The organism is Virgibacillus sp. LDC-1 (genome assembly GCF_030137545.1).
In the GTDB taxonomy this organism is placed as follows: domain Bacteria; phylum Bacillota; class Bacilli; order Bacillales; family Amphibacillaceae; genus LDC-1.
The window spans coordinates 158,984-178,141 of record NZ_JARUVL010000005.1 but is presented as its reverse complement, the minus strand read 5'-3'; the positions used below and the strand labels follow the sequence as shown (position 1 = coordinate 178,141).

Annotated in this window: 13 protein-coding genes and 1 riboswitch; of the genes, 9 read left to right on the top strand and 4 right to left on the bottom strand. The window is 39.2% G+C overall.

All coding sequences use genetic code 11. The features are described from left to right. Nucleotides 1-40 precede the first annotated feature (40 nt). From QBK89_RS06695 to QBK89_RS06685, 3 genes are all read left to right on the top strand, one after another. Nucleotides 41-1,438 carry a sucrose-specific PTS transporter subunit IIBC gene (locus tag QBK89_RS06695; protein WP_284140254.1) on the top strand — a complete coding sequence of 466 codons (1,398 nt, stop codon included), beginning with the start codon at nt 41-43 and terminating at the stop codon, nt 1,436-1,438. Between the two features lie 73 nt (nt 1,439-1,511). Then, nucleotides 1,512-2,456, top strand: coding sequence for a carbohydrate kinase family protein (locus QBK89_RS06690; protein WP_284140253.1), 945 nt, complete (start codon nt 1,512-1,514; stop codon nt 2,454-2,456). Between the two features lie 316 nt (nt 2,457-2,772). Beyond that, nucleotides 2,773-4,221 (top strand): glycoside hydrolase family 32 protein, encoded by a 1,449-nt coding sequence (locus tag QBK89_RS06685; protein WP_284140252.1) that lies wholly within the window; start codon nt 2,773-2,775, stop codon nt 4,219-4,221. Nucleotides 4,222-4,298: 77 nt separating this feature from the next. Here QBK89_RS06685 and fdhD read toward each other — a convergent pair whose 3' ends face one another. Next, nucleotides 4,299-5,090 (bottom strand): formate dehydrogenase accessory sulfurtransferase FdhD, encoded by a 792-nt coding sequence (fdhD, locus tag QBK89_RS06680; protein WP_284140251.1) that lies wholly within the window; start codon nt 5,088-5,090, stop codon nt 4,299-4,301. A gap of 19 nt (nt 5,091-5,109) precedes the next feature. Then, a complete protein-coding gene (locus QBK89_RS06675; RefSeq protein ID WP_284140250.1) occupies nt 5,110-7,461 on the bottom strand; it encodes an FdhF/YdeP family oxidoreductase in 2,352 nt (783 codons plus the stop codon). A 269-nt stretch (nt 7,462-7,730) separates the two neighbouring features. Between QBK89_RS06675 and QBK89_RS06670 the strand changes: the two genes are divergently transcribed. Next, entirely contained in the window at nt 7,731-8,306 is a 576-nt protein-coding gene (locus tag QBK89_RS06670) for a hypothetical protein (protein ID WP_284140249.1), read from the top strand. 243 nt (nt 8,307-8,549) lie between these two features. On the opposite strand, the gene QBK89_RS06665 is transcribed toward QBK89_RS06670, so the two are convergent. Together QBK89_RS06665 and gdhA are read right to left on the bottom strand one after the other, a co-directional pair. Beyond that, the gene (locus tag QBK89_RS06665; RefSeq protein ID WP_284140248.1) at nt 8,550-10,115 is read right to left on the bottom strand and encodes a BCCT family transporter; all 1,566 of its coding nucleotides are present in this window, start codon (nt 10,113-10,115) and stop codon (nt 8,550-8,552) included. A gap of 423 nt (nt 10,116-10,538) precedes the next feature. Further along, entirely contained in the window at nt 10,539-11,924 is a 1,386-nt protein-coding gene (gene gdhA, locus QBK89_RS06660) for an NADP-specific glutamate dehydrogenase (protein WP_284140247.1), read from the bottom strand. 304 nt (nt 11,925-12,228) lie between these two features. On the opposite strand from gdhA, the gene gltC reads away from it, so the two are divergent. The 5 genes from gltC (at nt 12,229) to QBK89_RS06635 (ending at nt 18,999) form a co-directional block, all read left to right on the top strand. Then, entirely contained in the window at nt 12,229-13,134 is a 906-nt protein-coding gene (gene gltC / locus QBK89_RS06655; protein ID WP_284140246.1) for a glutamate biosynthesis transcriptional regulator GltC, read from the top strand. Between the two features lie 110 nt (nt 13,135-13,244). Beyond that, a riboswitch (cobalamin riboswitch) is annotated at nt 13,245-13,441 on the top strand. Nucleotides 13,442-13,609: 168 nt separating this feature from the next. Then, complete coding sequence (locus QBK89_RS06650; protein WP_284140245.1) at nt 13,610-15,847, top strand: ribonucleoside-diphosphate reductase subunit alpha; 2,238 nt, start codon at nt 13,610-13,612, stop codon at nt 15,845-15,847. A gap of 167 nt (nt 15,848-16,014) precedes the next feature. After that, nucleotides 16,015-16,449 carry a flavodoxin gene (locus QBK89_RS06645; RefSeq protein WP_284140244.1) on the top strand — a complete coding sequence of 145 codons (435 nt, stop codon included), beginning with the start codon at nt 16,015-16,017 and terminating at the stop codon, nt 16,447-16,449. Next, nucleotides 16,430-17,473, top strand: coding sequence for a ribonucleotide-diphosphate reductase subunit beta (locus QBK89_RS06640; RefSeq protein ID WP_284140243.1), 1,044 nt, complete (start codon nt 16,430-16,432; stop codon nt 17,471-17,473). The genes QBK89_RS06645 and QBK89_RS06640 overlap by 20 nt, the downstream gene beginning before the upstream one ends. 464 nt (nt 17,474-17,937) lie before the next feature. Next, nucleotides 17,938-18,999 (top strand): Fe(3+) ABC transporter substrate-binding protein, encoded by a 1,062-nt coding sequence (locus tag QBK89_RS06635; protein ID WP_284140242.1) that lies wholly within the window; start codon nt 17,938-17,940, stop codon nt 18,997-18,999. The last annotated feature ends 159 nt before the right edge of the window (nt 19,000-19,158 follow it).

Here is a 19,158-nt window from a genome sequence, read left to right as displayed (position 1 = left end):
GAAAGCGATTTAATTAAAACCAAAAGAAGAGGTGAGTAGTATGAGGGAAAATCAACGTATTGCAAAAGAAATTGTCGAAGCAGTTGGTGGAGAGGAAAATATTCGTTCTGTAGCGCATTGTGCAACAAGGCTTCGCATTATGGTAAACGATAAGGAGAAAGTGGATCAAGAAAAAGTAGAAAGCATTGATAAAGTGAAAGGGGCTTTCTATAATTCAGGTCAGTATCAAGTTATTTTAGGAACGGGTACAGTGAATCGCATTTTTGAAGAAGTAGAAAAGCTTGGAATTACGGGAAAGTCGAAATCAGATCAATCGGAAACAGTTAAACAAGAACAAAAAGCGTGGAAACGTGCCATTCGCTCGTTTGGTGATGTGTTTGTACCGATTATCCCAGTCCTTGTTGCTACAGGTTTGTTCATGGGGCTTCGTGGTCTAGTCATGCAGCCGGAGATTTTAGGATGGTTTGGACTGACGCCAGCAGACATATCTGAAAACTTCATTCTCTTTACACAAGTATTAACGGATACAGCATTTATATTTTTACCTGCACTAGTTACTTGGTCCACATTTCGAGTGTTTGGAGGGACGCCAGTTATTGGATTGGTACTCGGATTAATGTTGGTAAGTCCATCTCTTCCAAATGCTTGGGCAGTTGCGGGGCAGGACATCAATCCGATTATGTTTTTAGACTTCATTCCAGTGGTAGGTTATCAAGGCTCGGTATTGCCTGCATTTATTGCTGGTATTATTGGTGCCAAGCTAGAACAAAAAATTCGAAAACGTGTACCTGAAGCGCTTGATTTAATTGTCACACCTTTCTTGACATTGCTCGTGATGATTACATTAGCATTATTTATTGTTGGACCGATCTTTCATGTTGTCGAGGATTATATTTTGAAAGGAACGGTGGCAGTATTAAGCTGGCCACTTGGTGTTAGTGGATTAATTATTGGATTCTTTAATCAAATAATTGTTGTTACAGGTGTGCATCACATATTTAATTTGATGGAAATAAAGCTACTTGAGCAATATGGATTTAATGCTTACAATGCGATTGTCACAAGTGCGGTAGCAGCACAAGGAGGAGCTGCACTTGCTGTAGGGTTAAAAACAAAATCAAAAAAGCTAAAAGCGTTGGCACTCCCATCTTCTTTTTCTGCGTTTCTTGGTATAACAGAGCCGGCAATTTTTGGGGTAAACCTACGGTACGGCAAACCATTTATTATGGGATTAATTGGTGGAGGTGTTGGAGGCTTTGCGGCAGCCCTTCTTGGCTTAAAGGCAACCGGTATGGCCATTACAGTTATTCCTGGAACATTGCTTTATTTGAATAATCAAATCATCGGTTATTTATTCGTAAATATTCTTGCGATTGCAGTTGCGTTCATGCTTACTTGGGTGTTCGGTTTTTCAGATAAAAAGGATCTAGTACAATAAATCATATAATTTCGCTCCATCAAATATGAAAATAGGGGCGTTCGATGATTTCACGGTTAGGAGAGAACAATATATGAAAAAAGGGATTATTTCACTTGGTGAAGCATTGATTGATTTTATTCCAATGGATAAAGCGAATCTCCTCTATCAAAAAAGTCCTGGGGGTGCGCCGGCTAATGTTGCTGTCGGATTAGCAGCTTTAGGTGTAGAGGTTACTTTTCTAGGCAAGGTTGGCAAAGATGTGCTGGGAACGTTTTTGCATCGGACACTTGCTTCTTATGGAGTCGATGTTTCTCGTGTCTCTTTTAGCGAAGAGGTGCAAACAGGCGTTGTATTTGTTGAGCTTGACGCGCATGGAGAACGAACTTTTTCATTTTTCAACCAACCAAGTGCAGATAGCTTTTTGGAAGGAGAAGAGGTTGACGAGGAGCTATTTAAATCGAAAAAAATACTTCATATTGGATCTATATCTCTTATTCATGAGTCAGTTCGAAAGGCTACTTGGAGAGCAATCAAGCTTGCTAAGAAAAACAATATGCTTCTCTCCTATGATCCTAATTTACGTATAAGCCTATGGGAAAATGAACGTGTTGCAAAACAAACGATAACATCGGTATTGCCTTATGTAGATGTTTTAAAGCTATCTGAAGAAGAACTTGCATTTTTAATGGGTGGATCAGGAGAGCAAGAGCTGGTAACTTTAGCTCGTCACTATAATATACCACTTGTATTCGTAACAAGAGGTGCGCACGGAAGTATAAGCTACTGTCTTGAGGGTATTGTTCATGTGCCAGCAATAAAGGTGGAAACGATTGACACGACAGGTGCAGGAGATGCCTTTGTTTCTGCGATGCTCTATCAAGTACATGAACAAAAAAAATGCATTTCCAATTGGAGTGTAGAGGAAGTGAAAAGGACGGCTGCTTTTGCAGCAGTATCAGGTGGATTAGCAACAGCATCGAAGGGGGCTATGAACGCTCTTCCAACCTTGGAAGCGATTCAGAAATACTTGAAGTAATAATCAACAGCCCTGTGATAGTATGTCAAAACAAAATGAATTAGTTATTTGATTATTAAGTTTCAGATTTAGATAAGTAGCAATAAATTAAAGATGATAGCAGTTGGAAAGAAGGCGGCGACTCCAGCGGGAGAACTATGAAACTTGAGACTCTAAAGAAAGTGGATTTCTTCCGAGGTGGCTCATTCTATGCCCGTGGAAAGCGTCCGCCTCCAGTGAAAAAGTGGTTTAACAGATGTAATAATCTAAAGATCAGTAAGAAAGAACAGGTGGAAATAATATAGTGTCTAAACATAATATACAAGGAGTATCTACGATGAATAAGAAGCAGGTAATCGAAAGCGTACATCAACGTATAAAGCAATTTGAACCACTCGTGCATCAAGATCCGTTTCGATTAGCATACCACCTTATGCCTCCGGTTGGATTGTTGAATGATCCCAATGGATTTATTCAATTTAATGGACGTTACCATCTGTTTTATCAGTGGAATCCGTTCGCTACTTCACATGGGGCAAAATTTTGGGGACATTACAGCTCCTCTAATCTCGTAGAATGGGTGGAAGAAGAAATCGCACTTACTCCTACGGATGCCTATGATAGAAATGGCTGTTATTCAGGAAGTGCTATTGAACATAATGAAAAGCTATATTTGTTTTACACAGGAAATGTGAAAAGGGAAAGCACGCGAGAAACTTATCAATGCCTAGCCATTTCTTCGGACGGCATTCAATTTGAAAAGAAAGGCCCCATTCTTCACTTACCTGAAGGTTTTACGCCGCATTTTCGTGATCCAAAGGTTTGGAAGCAAGGAAATACATGGTTCATGGTAATTGGCGCACAGGATAAAATGCAGCAGGGGTGTGTTGTTCTTTTTTCCTCGCGAGATTTATACAACTGGAACAACGAAGGGGTTATAGCTGGATCTAATCGACAAGGGCTTGGTGATCATGGCTATATGTGGGAATGCCCAGATCTATTTTCTGTCGATGGGCAGGATGTGCTTCTCGTTTCTCCACAAGGAATGGAAGCGCAGGGATTTCAATTTAATAATCTATATCAGTCAGGCTATTTTATTGGAAAGTTAGATTTGGAAACAAAACTATTTCAGCATGGTAGTTTTCAAGAACTGGATCGTGGGTTTGATTTTTATGCACCACAAACAACAGAAGACAGTCGAGGTCGTAGGCTATTGTTTGCTTGGATGGGAATTACCGATTCGAATGAAGCCTTGCACCCGACAATTGCAAATGGCTGGGTTCATGCGATGACTTTGCCACGCGAATTAATCGTAAAGGATAATAAATTATTGCAGCAACCGGTTTCGGAGCTAACCTTACTTCGAAAAAACGGAGAATCCTATCGTGAGACGGTAGTAGAGGATGAAACAATACAATTATCAGGTGTACAAGGGGCTGTGCTGGAACTGGAATTAAATCAGTTTCAATTTGATACGAAAACAAGCTTTACCATTGAATTTCGCAAGTATGCGAGACTAACCTTTAATGCAGTCCGCCAAGAAATGATATTAGAACGAAAAAGATTAACTGGTGATGGAATGGAAAAAAGGGGAACCTCTTTAATTAGCTTAACATCGTTACACATTTTCCTTGATCGTTCGTCAATTGAAATCTTCGTCAATGATGGAGAAGAAACCTTTACTGCGCGGATTTTTCCTGATCCAAATGAAGAACGAATCGAATTTGCAAGTAGGGGGAAGGTTCGCTTTGACTTAAATTATTGGGAGCTTAGCTCGTTTGGCTAAGCTCTTTTCGTTGGTCAAGCGAACAGAATGGGGTGTTGGGCAAAATGAGCGAGCGGCTTCACTTGATAGGTGAGCAGCTATTGCTCGTTTTCTTTTATACGCCAAGCGTTTGTGTATACATTCATTTTTTTTCCTCGTATAAAGCCAATAACAGTAATTCCTAAATCATTTGCAAGCTGTAAAGCTAAATCCGTAGGTGCTGATTTTGAAAGTAGAATGCCAATTCCAATTTTAGATATTTTTAAGAGCACTTCAGAGGAAACGCGCCCGCTAAATGCAATAACTTTATCGTGAAGTGGAATCTGTTTTATTAAGATATCTCCGTATAATTTATCAAGTGCATTATGGCGGCCAATATCGGTTCGAATTGCTAGCACTTGTTCTACATTGCATAGTGCAGCATTGTGTACCCCGCCTGTTATGTGAAAGGAATTGGACTGTAGTTGAAGCTGTCCCATTAGGTTATAGCATTGTGTAGCTGTTAGTGAAATTTTATTTCTAATGGTTTTAGCAGTTTTTACATCACTTTTAAAATAAAATTGTCGACTTTTTCCACAGCAAGATCCGATAAAACGCTTAGAATGATCCTGTTGCTTTATTGGCTTGTTTATTTCTACATAAGCAAAGCCTTGTGTTTCATCAATATCTAGTGATAGCAATTCATCATAGTGGCGAATGATTCCCTCCGATGCTAAAAATCCAACAATTAGTTCTTTCAAATGAGAAGGAGAACATACCATTGTTGCAAATTCCTCCCCATTTACGATTACGGTTAGAGGAAACTCAGTGGCAACGACTTCTTGCTTCTGCGAACGTACGTCACCATGAAATTGAGAAACCTCCCAGCTTATCTTCTTCGTGTTGCTCATCCAATATCACCTACTTGGTTTACGTCATCTCCGTTTCTAATTCTTCCATTCGCTTTTCTGCATACTTCGTATCTTTATGAGCAAAGTATGTTTCCGCTTTTTCGACGATAACGGAAGTATTATACTCAGGAATCCCTGCTTCGGCCTCATATACGCCTTTAGGAATAAGCACATTTCCTTCTGGCCAATGCACCTCTATATTTCCATTCTTCAAGAGTACAAACTTGGCACGTCCTGTGAAGGAACCGAATTGATTAAAGGCTACAATTGCATCGCCCTCTGAAATCCCATGAGATTCGCCGTCTTCGTGATTCATAAGAATATCATAGCGATCTGCATCATTAAATGGATCGGTATCACTATATATCATCGAATTAAATTGCTTCCCCCGACGTGTCGTTACATAAAAGTGGCCTTCTGGTTTACGGAGCTCCGGCAGCTCGATTGCGATAAGGTTCCCTTTTCCATCCTTTGTTGGACATATACCTCCTTCACAAAGCCAAGCGCCACCCCATTGAAATACATCACCTTTCTTTTTTAGGTGTTGAATGCCATCATAATTAGGAGCGGCTTGCGCAATTTCTTCCCGTATTTCTGTTGCATTAGAAAAGTTGATTAATTCCGTTTTCTCCGGTATTACTCGCTTCGCTAAATCAACATAAATCTCCCATTCTGCTCTTGCCTCTTCAATGCGTGGTCCTTTAATTTCTGGCGAATAGTAGACCATCCGCTCTGTGGAAGTAGACGTTCCACCACCAGGCTGTTCATACCGAGTCATTGCTGGAAGTACAACAACCGCTTCTTTCGCATCGACTAGTGTGGAACTATTTAAGATAATATCTTGATGTACTCGAACTTCTATGTTTTCTAGGCATTGCTGGACAAAATCAGGATCAGGCATCGTTTCGAGAAAATTTCCACCTGACATATAATAAAGCTTTAGCTTTCGTTCATGCTCCTCTGGTAATAATGCATTTTCAAGTGAGACCCCAACAATGTCTCCTTGCCATTCAGGAATTGGAAAGCCCCATATGTTTTCTACACGTGTTCGATTTTCTTCATTCATATTTCCACCAGGTAATACAAATGGATCTGCACCCATTTCTCCTGATCCTTGTACACCAGAATGACCACGAATCGGCATTACTCCACAATGCTCCCGTCCGATAAAGCCACGAAGCAATGCTAAATTAGCTACTTGTGAGACATTATCGGTTCCGAATCGATGTTGGGTTAGCCCCATCGACCACACAAATACTGCAGATGTTGATCTTGCTAGAAGAACCGCGAGCTCCTTTATTCGTTCCTTCGATATCCCTGCGGATGCTTCAAGCTGCTTCCAATCAAAATGTTGGACGAACGCTCGGAGCTGTTCATACCCGTTGACATGTTCTTTTACAAACGAATGATCAATTGCTGAACCATGCTCCTCTTCTTCCATTGCAAACCAATGCTTCATTATTCCATGCATGAAGGCGATGTCTCCACCGATATTTACTTGAAACACATCATCTGCAATTTTTGTGCCGAATAAAGCCGATTCCGTAATCGAAGGTATCCAATATTGATCCATAGCAGGTTCGTGGTAGGGATTAATGATAATAATCTTGGTTCCTTTTCGTTTCGCTGCATACATATATTTAGTTGATACAGGTTGATTATTTGCTGCTACAGAACCCCAAAAAACGAGCACATCAGTACCTATCCAATCCTTATAATTGCAGCTAGACGCACCAATCCCTAATGAGCGACTTAAAGCTGTTTTTGAAGGTGAATGGCAAATGCGGGAGGCGTTGTCAATGTTGTTTGTTCCTAGAAATCGTGCCACTTTGGCGGCGGTATAATAAGATTCATTTGTAATTCCTCGTGATGTTAAATAAAAGGCGGCCTGCTTCGGTTGAATTGCTTTATACTTATTCGCAATCAATGTCATTGCATCCTCCCAGGAAAGACGTGAAAACCTTCTTTCTCCAGGCTTGCGAATGAGTGGATATGGGATACGACCAAGTTCGCGAAGCTCTGTGCTGCTTCGTTCTTTTAATTCATCAATATCGGCATGGAGAATCTCCTTGTTAATTGATTTCATCGTATTTAGCCGTAATATATTTAATCGAGTCGTGCATAAATGTGGACCAGTGAGTGTTTGATCTTTTAAGCCAGAAACTCCAAGAGCACAGCCATCACAGACACCTTGTGTTAAAATGCGTGTAGCGTACGGTAAATTATCTTTGTTTTCCCAGACGACTTTCATCGTATCACGAAGATGGTGTGGTTTTATTTTGCCGAGTCCAAAAGGTATACTACTAACCCATAAGCTTGGATCAGGCTTTTTTGAAAGCTTAATTGGTCCTGTATGCTTTGTGTTTCCCATGCTTTCCCCTCCACTTCCCCTTGTTTCATATTTCGGAATTTTTATTATAATTAATTTCAAGTCTGATACTATCATGAAAGCGCATCCATTTCAATTAGTTAAAAGGATGAAAGATAGTTGGAATGGAAGCTGAATCGTGCAATTGATTGTGTTATTTGTTGTTAGCTCCAAATAATAACTTTGTTTGGTCGGGGAAACGGAAAGAACGCTTTATAGAAGGAGAAAATAGGTCGATATAAAGTTATGACATCGGAGATTGAGGTGGCGAAGTGAAGCAATTACCATTGTTAATTATCATCTTTATACTTGTTGCGTGCAGTAACGACCAACAGCATTCAGTAAATGAAGAAAAGACTGTGAATAATAATCGAGACACCGAAACACATTCTATAACATCTTCTTTGGGGGGAGAACTGGGATTAGAAGGTATTCGGTTAGGGAGCTCGATACATGATGTTGAGGAGACGATTGGCCAGGAATTACATATGGATGAAATGGCTACGGATAAACATCCAGACCGTTTTCAAGTTATTGCTACCTCAGAATTTGTTTTGGCGATTGAAAAAAGCAAATTAATAGGCTTTATGACAGAAGCAGAAGATGCGCATACAACAGCTGGAATCGTTATGAATGACTCTGTTGATAAGCTAGTAAATAGCTACCCAAATTATACAATCTACCACGCGATGCAAACATATTATATGTTTGATGAAAATTACTTTTTACTATTTGATGCAGAAGATATGGTAATTAAACGAATCGGCTTATTTGCTCGAGACGCTTATTTAGATGCCGTACAAATGAAGCTAGAGGATCTAACAGCAGAGTCTGAAATATTCCATTAGTTCAAAACAAAATTGTAATGGTTTGATACAACTCACCATAAATAAGTAATCAAATTATCCTCTGTTTAGGTATCTGGAACGAATGGGGCCTGAATTCGTTTCCGCGGAAAGCAGCCTCTGTAGTGTAAGTCAACAAAGGTGCTACCTCAAAGAGTGATAAAAAGACCTTATAAAAAGTCAGGCCGTCCATCGAAAGATGAACGATCTGACTTTTTTACATTTACTAGAATGCCTCAGCCCTTATTACTTTGTTTTGCGATTAATATAGATGGTTGGTGGATCATAATCTCGTGCCGCTCGTAAATCGTGATTAGAGGCCTTTAAAAAGGACCAAGCAAGTAAAAACATAATAAATATAACTGGAAACCCAGCAACAATACTTGCTGTTCGTAACGTTTCTAAATCGCCTACAAACATCAGTACGAGTGGTAATAAACATAATGTAAACGCCCAAAATAAACGATTCCAACGTAATGGTTCTGTTTGCACCTGTTTTTGAACGACAGAAGCGAGAATGTAAGACGACGAATCAAAGGTTGTTGCTAAGAAAATAATTGCGAGAACCGTAAATACACCGACGATGATATTGGACATTGGTAGCTGATGTAAAATAGCAATTATCGCTGCAGGTGCTCCATTAGCGTTCATAAAACTAATAACATCAAAGCTTCCTGTTAGCTGTAAATATAGACCGAAATTACCAAGAATACCAAAGAAAAGTAAGCAGCCTAACGTTCCGTATATCATTGTCCCTAATATCATTTCTTTTATTGTTCTACCACGAGAGATTCGCGCTACGAAAAGTCCAACAAATGGTGCATAAACAACCCACCAAGCCCAATAGAAGATGGTCCATGATTCGGGAAATTGGGTTTCGGTAAAACCAGCTAAATTTCCAAATGGTTCGAGCCATGTTGCCATATGGAAGAAATTATCCGCAATAAGCCCGATGCTTGTAAAAGTTGTTTCACTAATGAAAAGCGTTGGACCAAAAATAAAAATAAATAATAATATGAAGATAGCTAACCAAAGGTTTACATCACTTAAGATTTTAATTCCTTTTCGTAATCCGGAATATGCACTTACAGCAAAAATGATCGTACATAAAAGCATAATTACCGCTTTCATCCCAAGTGTTATCGGGATACCTGTTAAATCATGGATACCTTCAGCAATCATAGGGGTTCCAAGGGCAAGTGTTGTTCCAGCGCCCCCCATAAGACCAAACATAAATAACACATCAATCACGACACCGAGCGGGGTATCCACGAGCTTACCAAGCACAGGTCTTACAGCTTCACTAATTTTTAATACAGGCTTTTTTCGAACATAGTAAAAATATGCGATCGGAAGAGCTGGCAATGTATAAATTGCCCATGCAATAGGACCCCAATGAAAAATCCCATATGTGGATGCCCACGAAATGGCTTCCTTTGAGCCAGCTTCAATCCCGAATGGGGGTGTTTGATAATAATACGCCCACTCGATCATTCCCCAATAAAGAATACTAGAGCCGATTCCTGCTGCAAAGAGCATGGCTGCCCATGAAAAAGTCCCAAACTCTTTACGGTCCTCACGTTTACCTAACTTTATATGGCCGTTTTTACTAAAGGCAACAAAGATAAGAAAGGCAAATGCAGCTAATCCGACAAGTAAATAAAGTATGCCGAAATTTCCTGTCATAAATGCGTTTGCCATATCTACAATTTTCTTGCCAGCGGTTGGATAAACAACTAATGGGATGGAAACGCCTAAAATAAGGATTAAAGCTCCAATAAAAGTAGGCCAATCAATTAACTTTGCTTTCATAACGATAATCTCCTTCGTGTTGTCTTTTTTAAATGTAGCAAATTCGTTGTTCATACAATATGCGATAGAATGGTGTTGGTTTAAATGAATGTGTACAAATGGAGTTAATGTATGTAATCCAAGGAAGCGGAATGCAGAAGAGCATCACAATGCATATTTCAAGGGATGTATGATGCGAGCGTATATGTTCAAAAATAATGAATCTAAAAATACAAAAAAAACTCCATTTTAATTTACCCACTTATTACAAATGTGAAACATGTTCCGCTGAAAATGAAAAAAAGAGTAACATTTTAATCGCTATGCTACCCCTGTAAATAATATAGATGATTTTCAGACTATATTAAAAGATGCTAGCGATTCCACATTAAAACAAGCTTATCACAAAAGCGATAAGCTTGTTAAATGGACATAAAGAGTAAATTATATTACACCTAGATCAATCATCGCATCAGCTACTTTAATAAAACCGGCAATATTTGCTCCGACGATTAAATTTCCAGGTTGGTTGTATTCCTTTGCAGCTTCTTTACAATTTTGATAAATATCGGTCATAATTTCTTGGAGCTTCGTATCGACCTTTTCAAAGGACCAAGCCATTCGTGAGCTGTTTTGTCCCATTTCTAAAGAAGAAACAGCTACACCCCCAGCATTTACAGCTTTGGCAGGGCCGAACAAGACGTCGCTTTCTAGAAATATACCAATTGCTTCAGGTGTGGATGGCATGTTCGCCCCTTCGGCAACCACTTTTACTCCGTTCTTTACTAATGTCTGTGCTGCAACTGCGTCGATTTCATTTTGTGTAGCACAAGGAAGTGCAATATCACAGGCTATCGACCATATACCAGTACAGCCTTCTTGATATTGGGCATTTGGATGAAATTCTACATAATCATGAATTCTTCTTTTTTCGACTTCTTTTAACTGTTTGACCGTTTCCAAGGAGATTCCACTTTCATCATAAATATACCCGTCTGAATCACTGCATGCAATGACATTGGCGCCTAATTCTATTGCCTTTTCCATTGCATAAATTGAGACATTTCCAGATCCTGAAATAACAACCTTTTTTCCAGCTATGTCAAAGCCATGATCCTTAAGCATTTCCTGAACAAAATAGATCGTTCCGTATCCTGTTGCTTCTTTACGGGCAAGACTCCCTCCATAGCTTAGGCCTTTTCCTGTTAGAACGCCAGCTTCAAAGGTGTTCCGCATTTTCTTGTATTGCCCGAATAAATATCCAATTTCCTTTGCCCCAACCCCGATGTCTCCAGCGGGAACGTCAATATCCTTGCCGATATGCTGCGCTAGTTCTGACATGAAGCTTTGACAAAAACGCATGATTTCACGGTCGGATTTTCCTTTAGGATCAAAATCACTACCGCCTTTACCACCACCAATTGGTTGACCAGTAAGTGCATTTTTAAAAATTTGTTGAAAGCCAAGAAACTTTACGATGCTTGTATTAACAGATGGGTGAAAACGGAGTCCGCCTTTGTATGGTCCAATGGCGCTATTAAATTGAACGCGAAAGCCTCGATTCACTTGAACGGTGCCATTGTCATCCATCCATGGCACGCGGAATGTAATTAAGCGTTCTGGTTCAACGATACGTTCCAAAATATTGTGGTTTCTATATGCGGGATTTTTCACTAGAGCTGGTTTAATAGAACGGAAGATTGTGCTTACAGCTTGGTGAAATTCTTTTTCATGTGGATCTCGTTTCACGATCGTTTCAAAAACCTCATCCATATATGCTTGGACAAGCTCTTCTTCCTTTGAAATGGTATCTTTTACGTATGCTTCCATACATTCATTCCCTCCTAAAAATAAATGAAATCGGCAAGTGTGCCGACTTTTTGTTTTAATCCGTATTCATAATGATACCCAATGCAAGAACCGTATAAAATCGCATCCGATCTCTAATACGTACCACCTGTTTGATTCAACGTCCGATAACGTTCTATAAGAATATACGATGTTACTATTCATTGTAACGGTTGAAAATGATCGAAGCAATATTAATTATAGATATAATTAATGCCGATATGAGATAATGAAAAGGAAAAGTCGGAATATAGTAACGAAGAAAAGTTTGGTAAGGAGGGACGTTATGGAGCTAAGGCAAATTAAGTATTTTATAGAAGTAGCAAAGCGAGAGCATGTTACAGAAGCAGCAAATGCGTTGCATGTTGCGCAATCTGCTGTCAGTAGACAAATTTTTAATTTAGAGGCGGAACTTGGAGTAGAGTTGTTTATTCGTGAAGGGCGCAATGTAAGATTAACGCCAATGGGACGGATTTTTTTAGATCATATGGAACAGGCAATGAATGTCATTTACAATGCTTTACAAGTTGTGGAGGAATATATGGAGCCAGAACGTGGAACGATTCACATTGGTTATACAAGTAGTATGGCTTCTTATCTGTTGCCAACAGCGATATCAGCATTTCGTGTGCAATATCCAAATGTAAAATTTGAGCTAAATCAAGGAGCATATCATGAATTAATTGATTGGGTTCATCGCGGAAACATTAACCTTGCGTTATTGGCACCATTACCAAAGGAAACGAAAGGCATGGAAGGAAGCGTTCTGTTTCATGAACGTATTGTTGCTTTATTGCCCCGAAACCATTCGCTTGCAACCGCATCCTCAATTAAATTAAATCAGCTTCGAACGGATGCGTTTATCTTTTTTCCGGAGGGCTTTATGCTTCGTGATATCACGTTAAAAGCATGCCAGCAGCATGGGTTTCAACCGGATATTGCCTTTGAAGGAGCGGATATGGATGCAGTGAAAGGAATGGTGTCGGCTGGTTTAGGAGTAGCGTTAGTGCCTGAAATAACATTGGTAGATAATATTCCTCGCTCAGCAGTAAAGGTTCCTATCGTAGATCCGAGTATTATGCGAACAGTTGGGGTTCTCGTTTCTGAGGAACGAAAATTACTGCCGACAGAAAAATTATTTCATACGTTTTTGCATCATTTTTTTAGAAGGCTAGAGCAATATCAAAAATAAAAATCGATTCTTTTATAAAAAATGAAATGATACGCTATTGCTTTTAAGAATGTTCTATGATAGTCTTTAAATACAATATATTGTTATTTTTAATAATTTAAACACTATATATAGTGTTTTTGAGTTACGGTGACAAGAAATTGTCTTAAAAGGGAATTCGGTTTAAATCCGAAGCTGCCCCCGCAACTGTAAGTGTGGACGAACGGGATATCCACTGTGTCGAAGTGCTTGATAGGCAGCGATATGGGAAGGACACCTAGTAGAAGGAAGCACAAGTCAGGAGACCTGCCATAATTCATTAGTTTCATTTCTTCGGGGTGATAGAATGGTGAAACGGTAGGAGTGCATAGGCTATTTCTGTCGTTTAATCCGTTCACACTGAAGGTGGGCGGTTTTTTTTATTTGGGAATCCGTTTCTAGTAAAAACGTGTTTATTAAGCTATATACATATTGTTTTTAAACAGGAGGAATTGCCATGACAACAGAAGCTCTGCAAAATCATCAAGAGCAAATGATTCACGTGATCGATGAAGCAAATAAGGGGTTACAGCTTGATACAGAAATGTATAAAGCAAAGGCGGTAAAAGCCATCTCTCCAGAATCTTCTATGGAGAAGACAATGGATGTTCTTGTAAAGAATGCACTAGAAAACATCGATGAAGCCAGTCCGGATTGGACTTTTTTAGCTGCGCGCATTTATTTGCAAGATTTATATCGACGTGCAGCGCGCAATCGAGGAGAAGCTGTATCTAATCAATATGGCAGTTTTTATAAACTAATAAATCGATTAATAGAGGAAGGAATCTATTCGCCACACCTCCTCGAACAATATACGCAGCGTGAGATCGAGCACTTTGCAAAACATATCGATCCGAAGCGAGATTTACTGTTTACATACCTTGGAATTCATACATTGGCAACCCGCTATTTAGCAATAGACCATGAAAAGAATCCATTTGAATTACCACAGGAGCGTTGGATGATTATTGCCATGCACCTCATGCAGGATGAGCCAGAGGAAAATAGATCAGAGCTCGTACTGGAAGCGTACTGGGCATTAAGTAACTTATATATGACCGTTGCTACCCCAACTTTAAACAATGCTGGAAAAACGCATGGACAGCTTTCTAGTTGTTTTATAGATACCGTTGATGATAGCTTGCAATCTATTTACGATAGTAATTCAGATATCGCCAAGCTTTCTAAAAATGGTGGAGGAATTGGTGTGTATATGGGGAAAATCCGTGGGCGAGGAAGCGCTATTAAAGGCTTTAAAGGAATGTCGAGTGGCGTTGTTCCGTGGATTAAGCAATTAAATAATACTGCAGTAAGTGTAGATCAGCTCGGTACACGTAAAGGTGCCATTGCGATTTACTTGGATGTGTGGCATACAGACATTGAATCGTTCCTTGATTTAAAGCTAAATAATGGTGACGATCGTATGCGTGCACATGATATTTTTACAGGTGTTTGTTTGCCGGATTATTTTATGGAACAAGTGGACAAGCGTGGTGATTGGTATTTGTTTGACCCGCATGAAGTAAGACAGGTCATGGGATTTTCTTTAGAAGACTTTTACGATGAGCAAAAAGGATCTGGTTCTTGGCGGAGCAAATACGAGGCTTGCATAGCTAATGAAACGTTATCTCGAAAGCAAGTTCCGGCAATTACGATTATGAAACGTATCCTAAAATCGCAATTAGAGTCAGGAACACCGTTTATGTTTTACCGTGATGAAGTAAATCGGCAAAATAGTAACGCCCATGCCGGTATGATTTATTGCTCGAATCTTTGTACAGAAATTACCCAAAATCAGTCTCCAACACAATTTATTGAAGAATTTATCGAACAGGATCAAACAATTGTTAAAAAATATCACGCAGGAGATTTCGTTGTTTGTAATCTAAGCTCGATTAATTTGGGTAGAGCAGTACCAGATGATGCATTAGAGCGCTTGATTTCCATACAGGTTCGTATGCTAGACAATGTAATTGATATTAATACGTTACCGATTTTACAAACACAGATGACAAATAAAAAATATCGTGCGATTGGCTTAGGGACATTTGGCTGGCATCACCTGCTTGCTTTAAAGGGAATACATTGGGAAAGTGAAGAAGCGGTAGCCTTTGCAGATGACTTATATGAACGAATTGCTTATTACACAATTAAAACAAGTCTTCAGTTAAGCAAGGAGAAGGGAAGCTATCCTGCTTTTGAAGGTAGCCAGTGGAGCAATGGAGCGTACTTTGAAACGAAGGGCTATCAGGATGAAAAATGGACTGCTCTAAAAGAAGAAATTAAGAGGCACGGAATTCGAAATGCGTATTTGATGGCTGTGGCACCTAATTCGTCAACATCCATTATTGCGGGGTCGACTGCCAGCATTGATCCGATTTTTAAACCTTTTTACCATGAAGAAAAGAAGGATTTTAAAATCCCGACGACAGCACCAGATTTAAGCCATCATACGTATGATGTTTATCGCCGGAGTGCTTATATTGTTGATCAGCGTTGGTCGGTAAAGCAAAATGCCGCTAGACAAAAGCATATCGATCAGAGTATTTCTTTTAATTTCTATGTGCCATATAACATCCGTGCTTCTGTACTTCTTGAGTTACATCTACAAGCATGGAAAGAAGGCTTAAAAACAACATACTATGTACGTTCAACAGCTAACGATGTGGAAGAATGTGAATGGTGTGAGAGCTAATTAGATTGTAACTTGTAAGTGATGGTTTTCTAATAAAAAGACCAGCGGTGACAGCATCCGCCTGTAGGGAAAGGTATTGGATTTATAACCCTTTGTATGCTTGAATAGGGTTCAGAATAATTAGGCTCAAAATCGATGCCTGGATTATTATATGAGGAGGGCTCACGTTGAGAGCGTTGGTAGCTTATTTATCATACAGCGGAAATACAGAAGAAGTAGCAGATTTCATTGCGAATAGGCTAACAATGGATGGACTAGCAGTATCGATGCATCGAATTGGCATCGATCCTCCTGTCTTTCCTTCTGATTATGATTTCATTTTTATCGGTACATTTACGTGGGATCAAGGCAGTACGCCTGATGAAGTAAAGGACTTTGTAGCAGAAATTGGCTACAAGCCAGAAAATGTAGCTGTATTTGGAACAGGAGATACACAGTTTGGTGGAGATGACCTATTTTGTCTAGCAGTGGACAAGCTAGTGCGCTTTTATGAAAGTAAGTGGCCAGGATTAAAAATTGAACAATCTCCACGAGGAAATCAGGAATTGAAAATTGTTAATTGGTTGGAAGGGGTTCTTGAAAATGCCAAAGCTTTTGCTTGATCGTGCAAAAACATTAGAGCCGCGTAACCCGAATAAATCAACAGGTTTATTTGGCGGAGAATCGAGCGGGATTTTAAATTGGAATGATATTGCATATCCACATTGGTATAAAATGTACAAACGACTCGTAGGTAATTATTGGCAGGCTGACGAGGTGAATATGTCGAGCGACGTCAAGCAATTTTCTGCTTTATCAGCGGAAGAACGTGACGCATATTTGAAAATAATCGGGCTTTTGTCTACATTAGATGCACCGCAAACAAGAACAGCGTTGCTGCTATCCTTGTATGCAACAGATCCATCCGTGCAATCTATTATGGCGGTAATTGCTCAGCAAGAGGCCGTGCATAACGAAAGCTATTCTTATGTGCTTTCCTCTGTTGTATCATTGGACGAGCAAAATGAATCGTTTCAGCTTGGCAGAAAGGATCCAGTATTGCTGAAGCGAAACGAGCATTTAATGGCACAATATAACGCTTTTGTTGAAGAGCCTTCATTGGAAAATATATTGAAAACTTTAGTTTATACTGCCTTGTTAGAAGGAATGTTTTTTTACTCTGGTTTTGCCTTTTTCTATAATTTAGCTCGTAACAATAAAATGGTTGGTACGTCTACGATGATTAGTTATATTAACCGAGATGAATTAGAGCATGGTCGTTTTATCGCGGAACTGTTTCGTGCGACATTGGCAGAGCATCCAGACCACAATACGCCTGAATTTGTTAACTGGGTATACGACCATTTTCAACAATCTGTTGAACTTGAAATTGAGTGGTCTTCATATGTGTTAGCAGATGTAGATGGAATCGACCTAGACGAGATGGCAGGCTATATTAAATATCGGGCAAATAAAATGCTTCGTATGATGGGATTAGATGAAGTGTATTCAGAACATGTCGACAATCCAATGAAGTGGATTCGAGCATATGTTGATAATTTTGATGGAACGAAGACAGATTTCTTTGAACAGAAATCGAGACAATATACGAAAACAAGTGATTTAAACGGCTTTGATGATCTATAAGAAGATGGAACGCGAATGGTAATTAGTTCCGATATTGTGGAGAAATCTAATATAAAAGTTGAAATATCATAAGAAAACACAGACTATTTATGGTCCAAATAACACTACGCATCCATCGGCTAAAGGCTACTTATCACCGATACTTACGAGAAAAAGGATGCGCAACAAATGAATGCAACGGAAGAAGTGAAAGTTTAGTTACCTTTCATTTCTTTTTTTCTGCAATGATTTTTTGCAGCTCACGCTCATCGTACATTATTTATTACCTCTTAAAAAACCGACCTTTAAAAAATATTCTTCCCCTTAGAGGAAGTTCAGGACTACTAGTTCCGATGACGCATGACTCATACTTGTTTTACATATTTTATTAAAAAACGCTTGACTTGAGAATCGTTATCAATAATAATATGAGTTGTAATGATAATCGTTCTCAATAAAATCAATATAAAAAGGGGTTACATAACATGCGTAAAACGATTTTTTTCTTCAGTTTCATTTTCTTAATCGTCTTGTTATCCGCTTGTGGCAACCAAGAAGACACTAGTGATGATAGTAAAAACAAGAATGATGCTAGCAGTGAAGAAGTAAACCTTTACACAAGTCGGCATTATGATATTGACGATGAGCTTTATAACCAATTTGAAGAGAAAACAGGCATCAAAGTGAATGTTATTGAAGGAAGTGCAGATGAGTTAATCGAACGGATGAAGCGTGAAGGTGATCAAACAGCTGATTTATTCTACACAGCTGATGCGGGACGTCTCCATCGTGCAAAAGAGCAAGGCTTATTACAGAGTGTGGAAAACGATGTATTAAACAAAAATATTCCAGAAAATTTACGTGATGCGGATAACGAATGGTTTGGCTTAACGAAACGGGCCCGTGTTATCGTCTATCATAAAGACCGTGTGGACCTAAATGAATTATCTACTTACGAAGACTTAACTGATCCAAAGTGGGAAGGTCGTATTCTGATTCGGTCATCAGAAAACATCTATAACCAATCTCTTTTAGCTTCCTTTATCGATTTAAACGGCCGCGATGAAGCAAAAACGTGGGCAGAAGCGATTGTAGCAAATATGGCGCGTGACCCACAAGGTGGCGATCGAGACCAAGCGAAAGGCGTTGCCGCTGGCGAAGGAGATATTGCCGTTATGAACACTTATTACCTTGGTGGAATGTTAAATTCAGCAGATGAGGCAGAAGTGAATGTGGCAAAGCAGTTAGAGGTTTTCTTTCCTAATCAAGATACAACTGGAACCCACGTAAATGTTAGTGGTATTGGCATTACCAAGCAAGCGCGAAACAAAGAAAACGCAGTGAAGCTAATTGAATTTTTATCATCAGAAGACGTACAAGCACAATTTGCCAGTGCTAACTATGAATATCCAGTCAACCCGAATGTTGAACCTGACGAAACGCTTAAACAATGGGGCGACTTTAAAGAACAGGATATTAACCTATCTATTTTAGGTGAAAACAATACAGAAGCTGTAAAAATCTTTAACGAGGTTGGTTGGAAATAAGAAAATTTTGAAATTCATAAAACAAAACATCCATGTGAAATCGCATGAAGTCCAGTATAAACACTTGATTTCATGCGGTTTGTTCATTTCAGTAGAAGTTCATGCCATAAAAAGAGCAGATTTATTTAAAAAAGTAGCGTACTAATATATGAAGCTCTC

Bases quoted from the DNA above. Each gene is read 5' to 3' on its own strand.
- QBK89_RS06695 (WP_284140254.1), top strand. From the start codon at position 41: ATGAGGGAAAATCAACGTATTGCAAAAGAAATTGTCGAAGCAGTTGGT.
- QBK89_RS06685 (WP_284140252.1), top strand. From the start codon at position 2,773: ATGAATAAGAAGCAGGTAATCGAAAGCGTACATCAACGTATAAAGCAA.
- QBK89_RS06675 (WP_284140250.1), bottom strand. From the start codon at position 7,461: ATGGGAAACACAAAGCATACAGGACCAATTAAGCTTTCAAAAAAGCCT.
- QBK89_RS06650 (WP_284140245.1), top strand. From the start codon at position 13,610: ATGACAACAGAAGCTCTGCAAAATCATCAAGAGCAAATGATTCACGTG.
- QBK89_RS06635 (WP_284140242.1), top strand. From the start codon at position 17,938: ATGCGTAAAACGATTTTTTTCTTCAGTTTCATTTTCTTAATCGTCTTG.
- QBK89_RS06640 (WP_284140243.1), top strand. From the start codon at position 16,430: ATGCCAAAGCTTTTGCTTGATCGTGCAAAAACATTAGAGCCGCGTAAC.
- gltC (WP_284140246.1), top strand. From the start codon at position 12,229: ATGGAGCTAAGGCAAATTAAGTATTTTATAGAAGTAGCAAAGCGAGAG.
- QBK89_RS06665 (WP_284140248.1), bottom strand. From the start codon at position 10,115: ATGAAAGCAAAGTTAATTGATTGGCCTACTTTTATTGGAGCTTTAATC.
- gdhA (WP_284140247.1), bottom strand. From the start codon at position 11,924: ATGGAAGCATACGTAAAAGATACCATTTCAAAGGAAGAAGAGCTTGTC.
- fdhD (WP_284140251.1), bottom strand. From the start codon at position 5,090: ATGAGCAACACGAAGAAGATAAGCTGGGAGGTTTCTCAATTTCATGGT.
- QBK89_RS06690 (WP_284140253.1), top strand. From the start codon at position 1,512: ATGAAAAAAGGGATTATTTCACTTGGTGAAGCATTGATTGATTTTATT.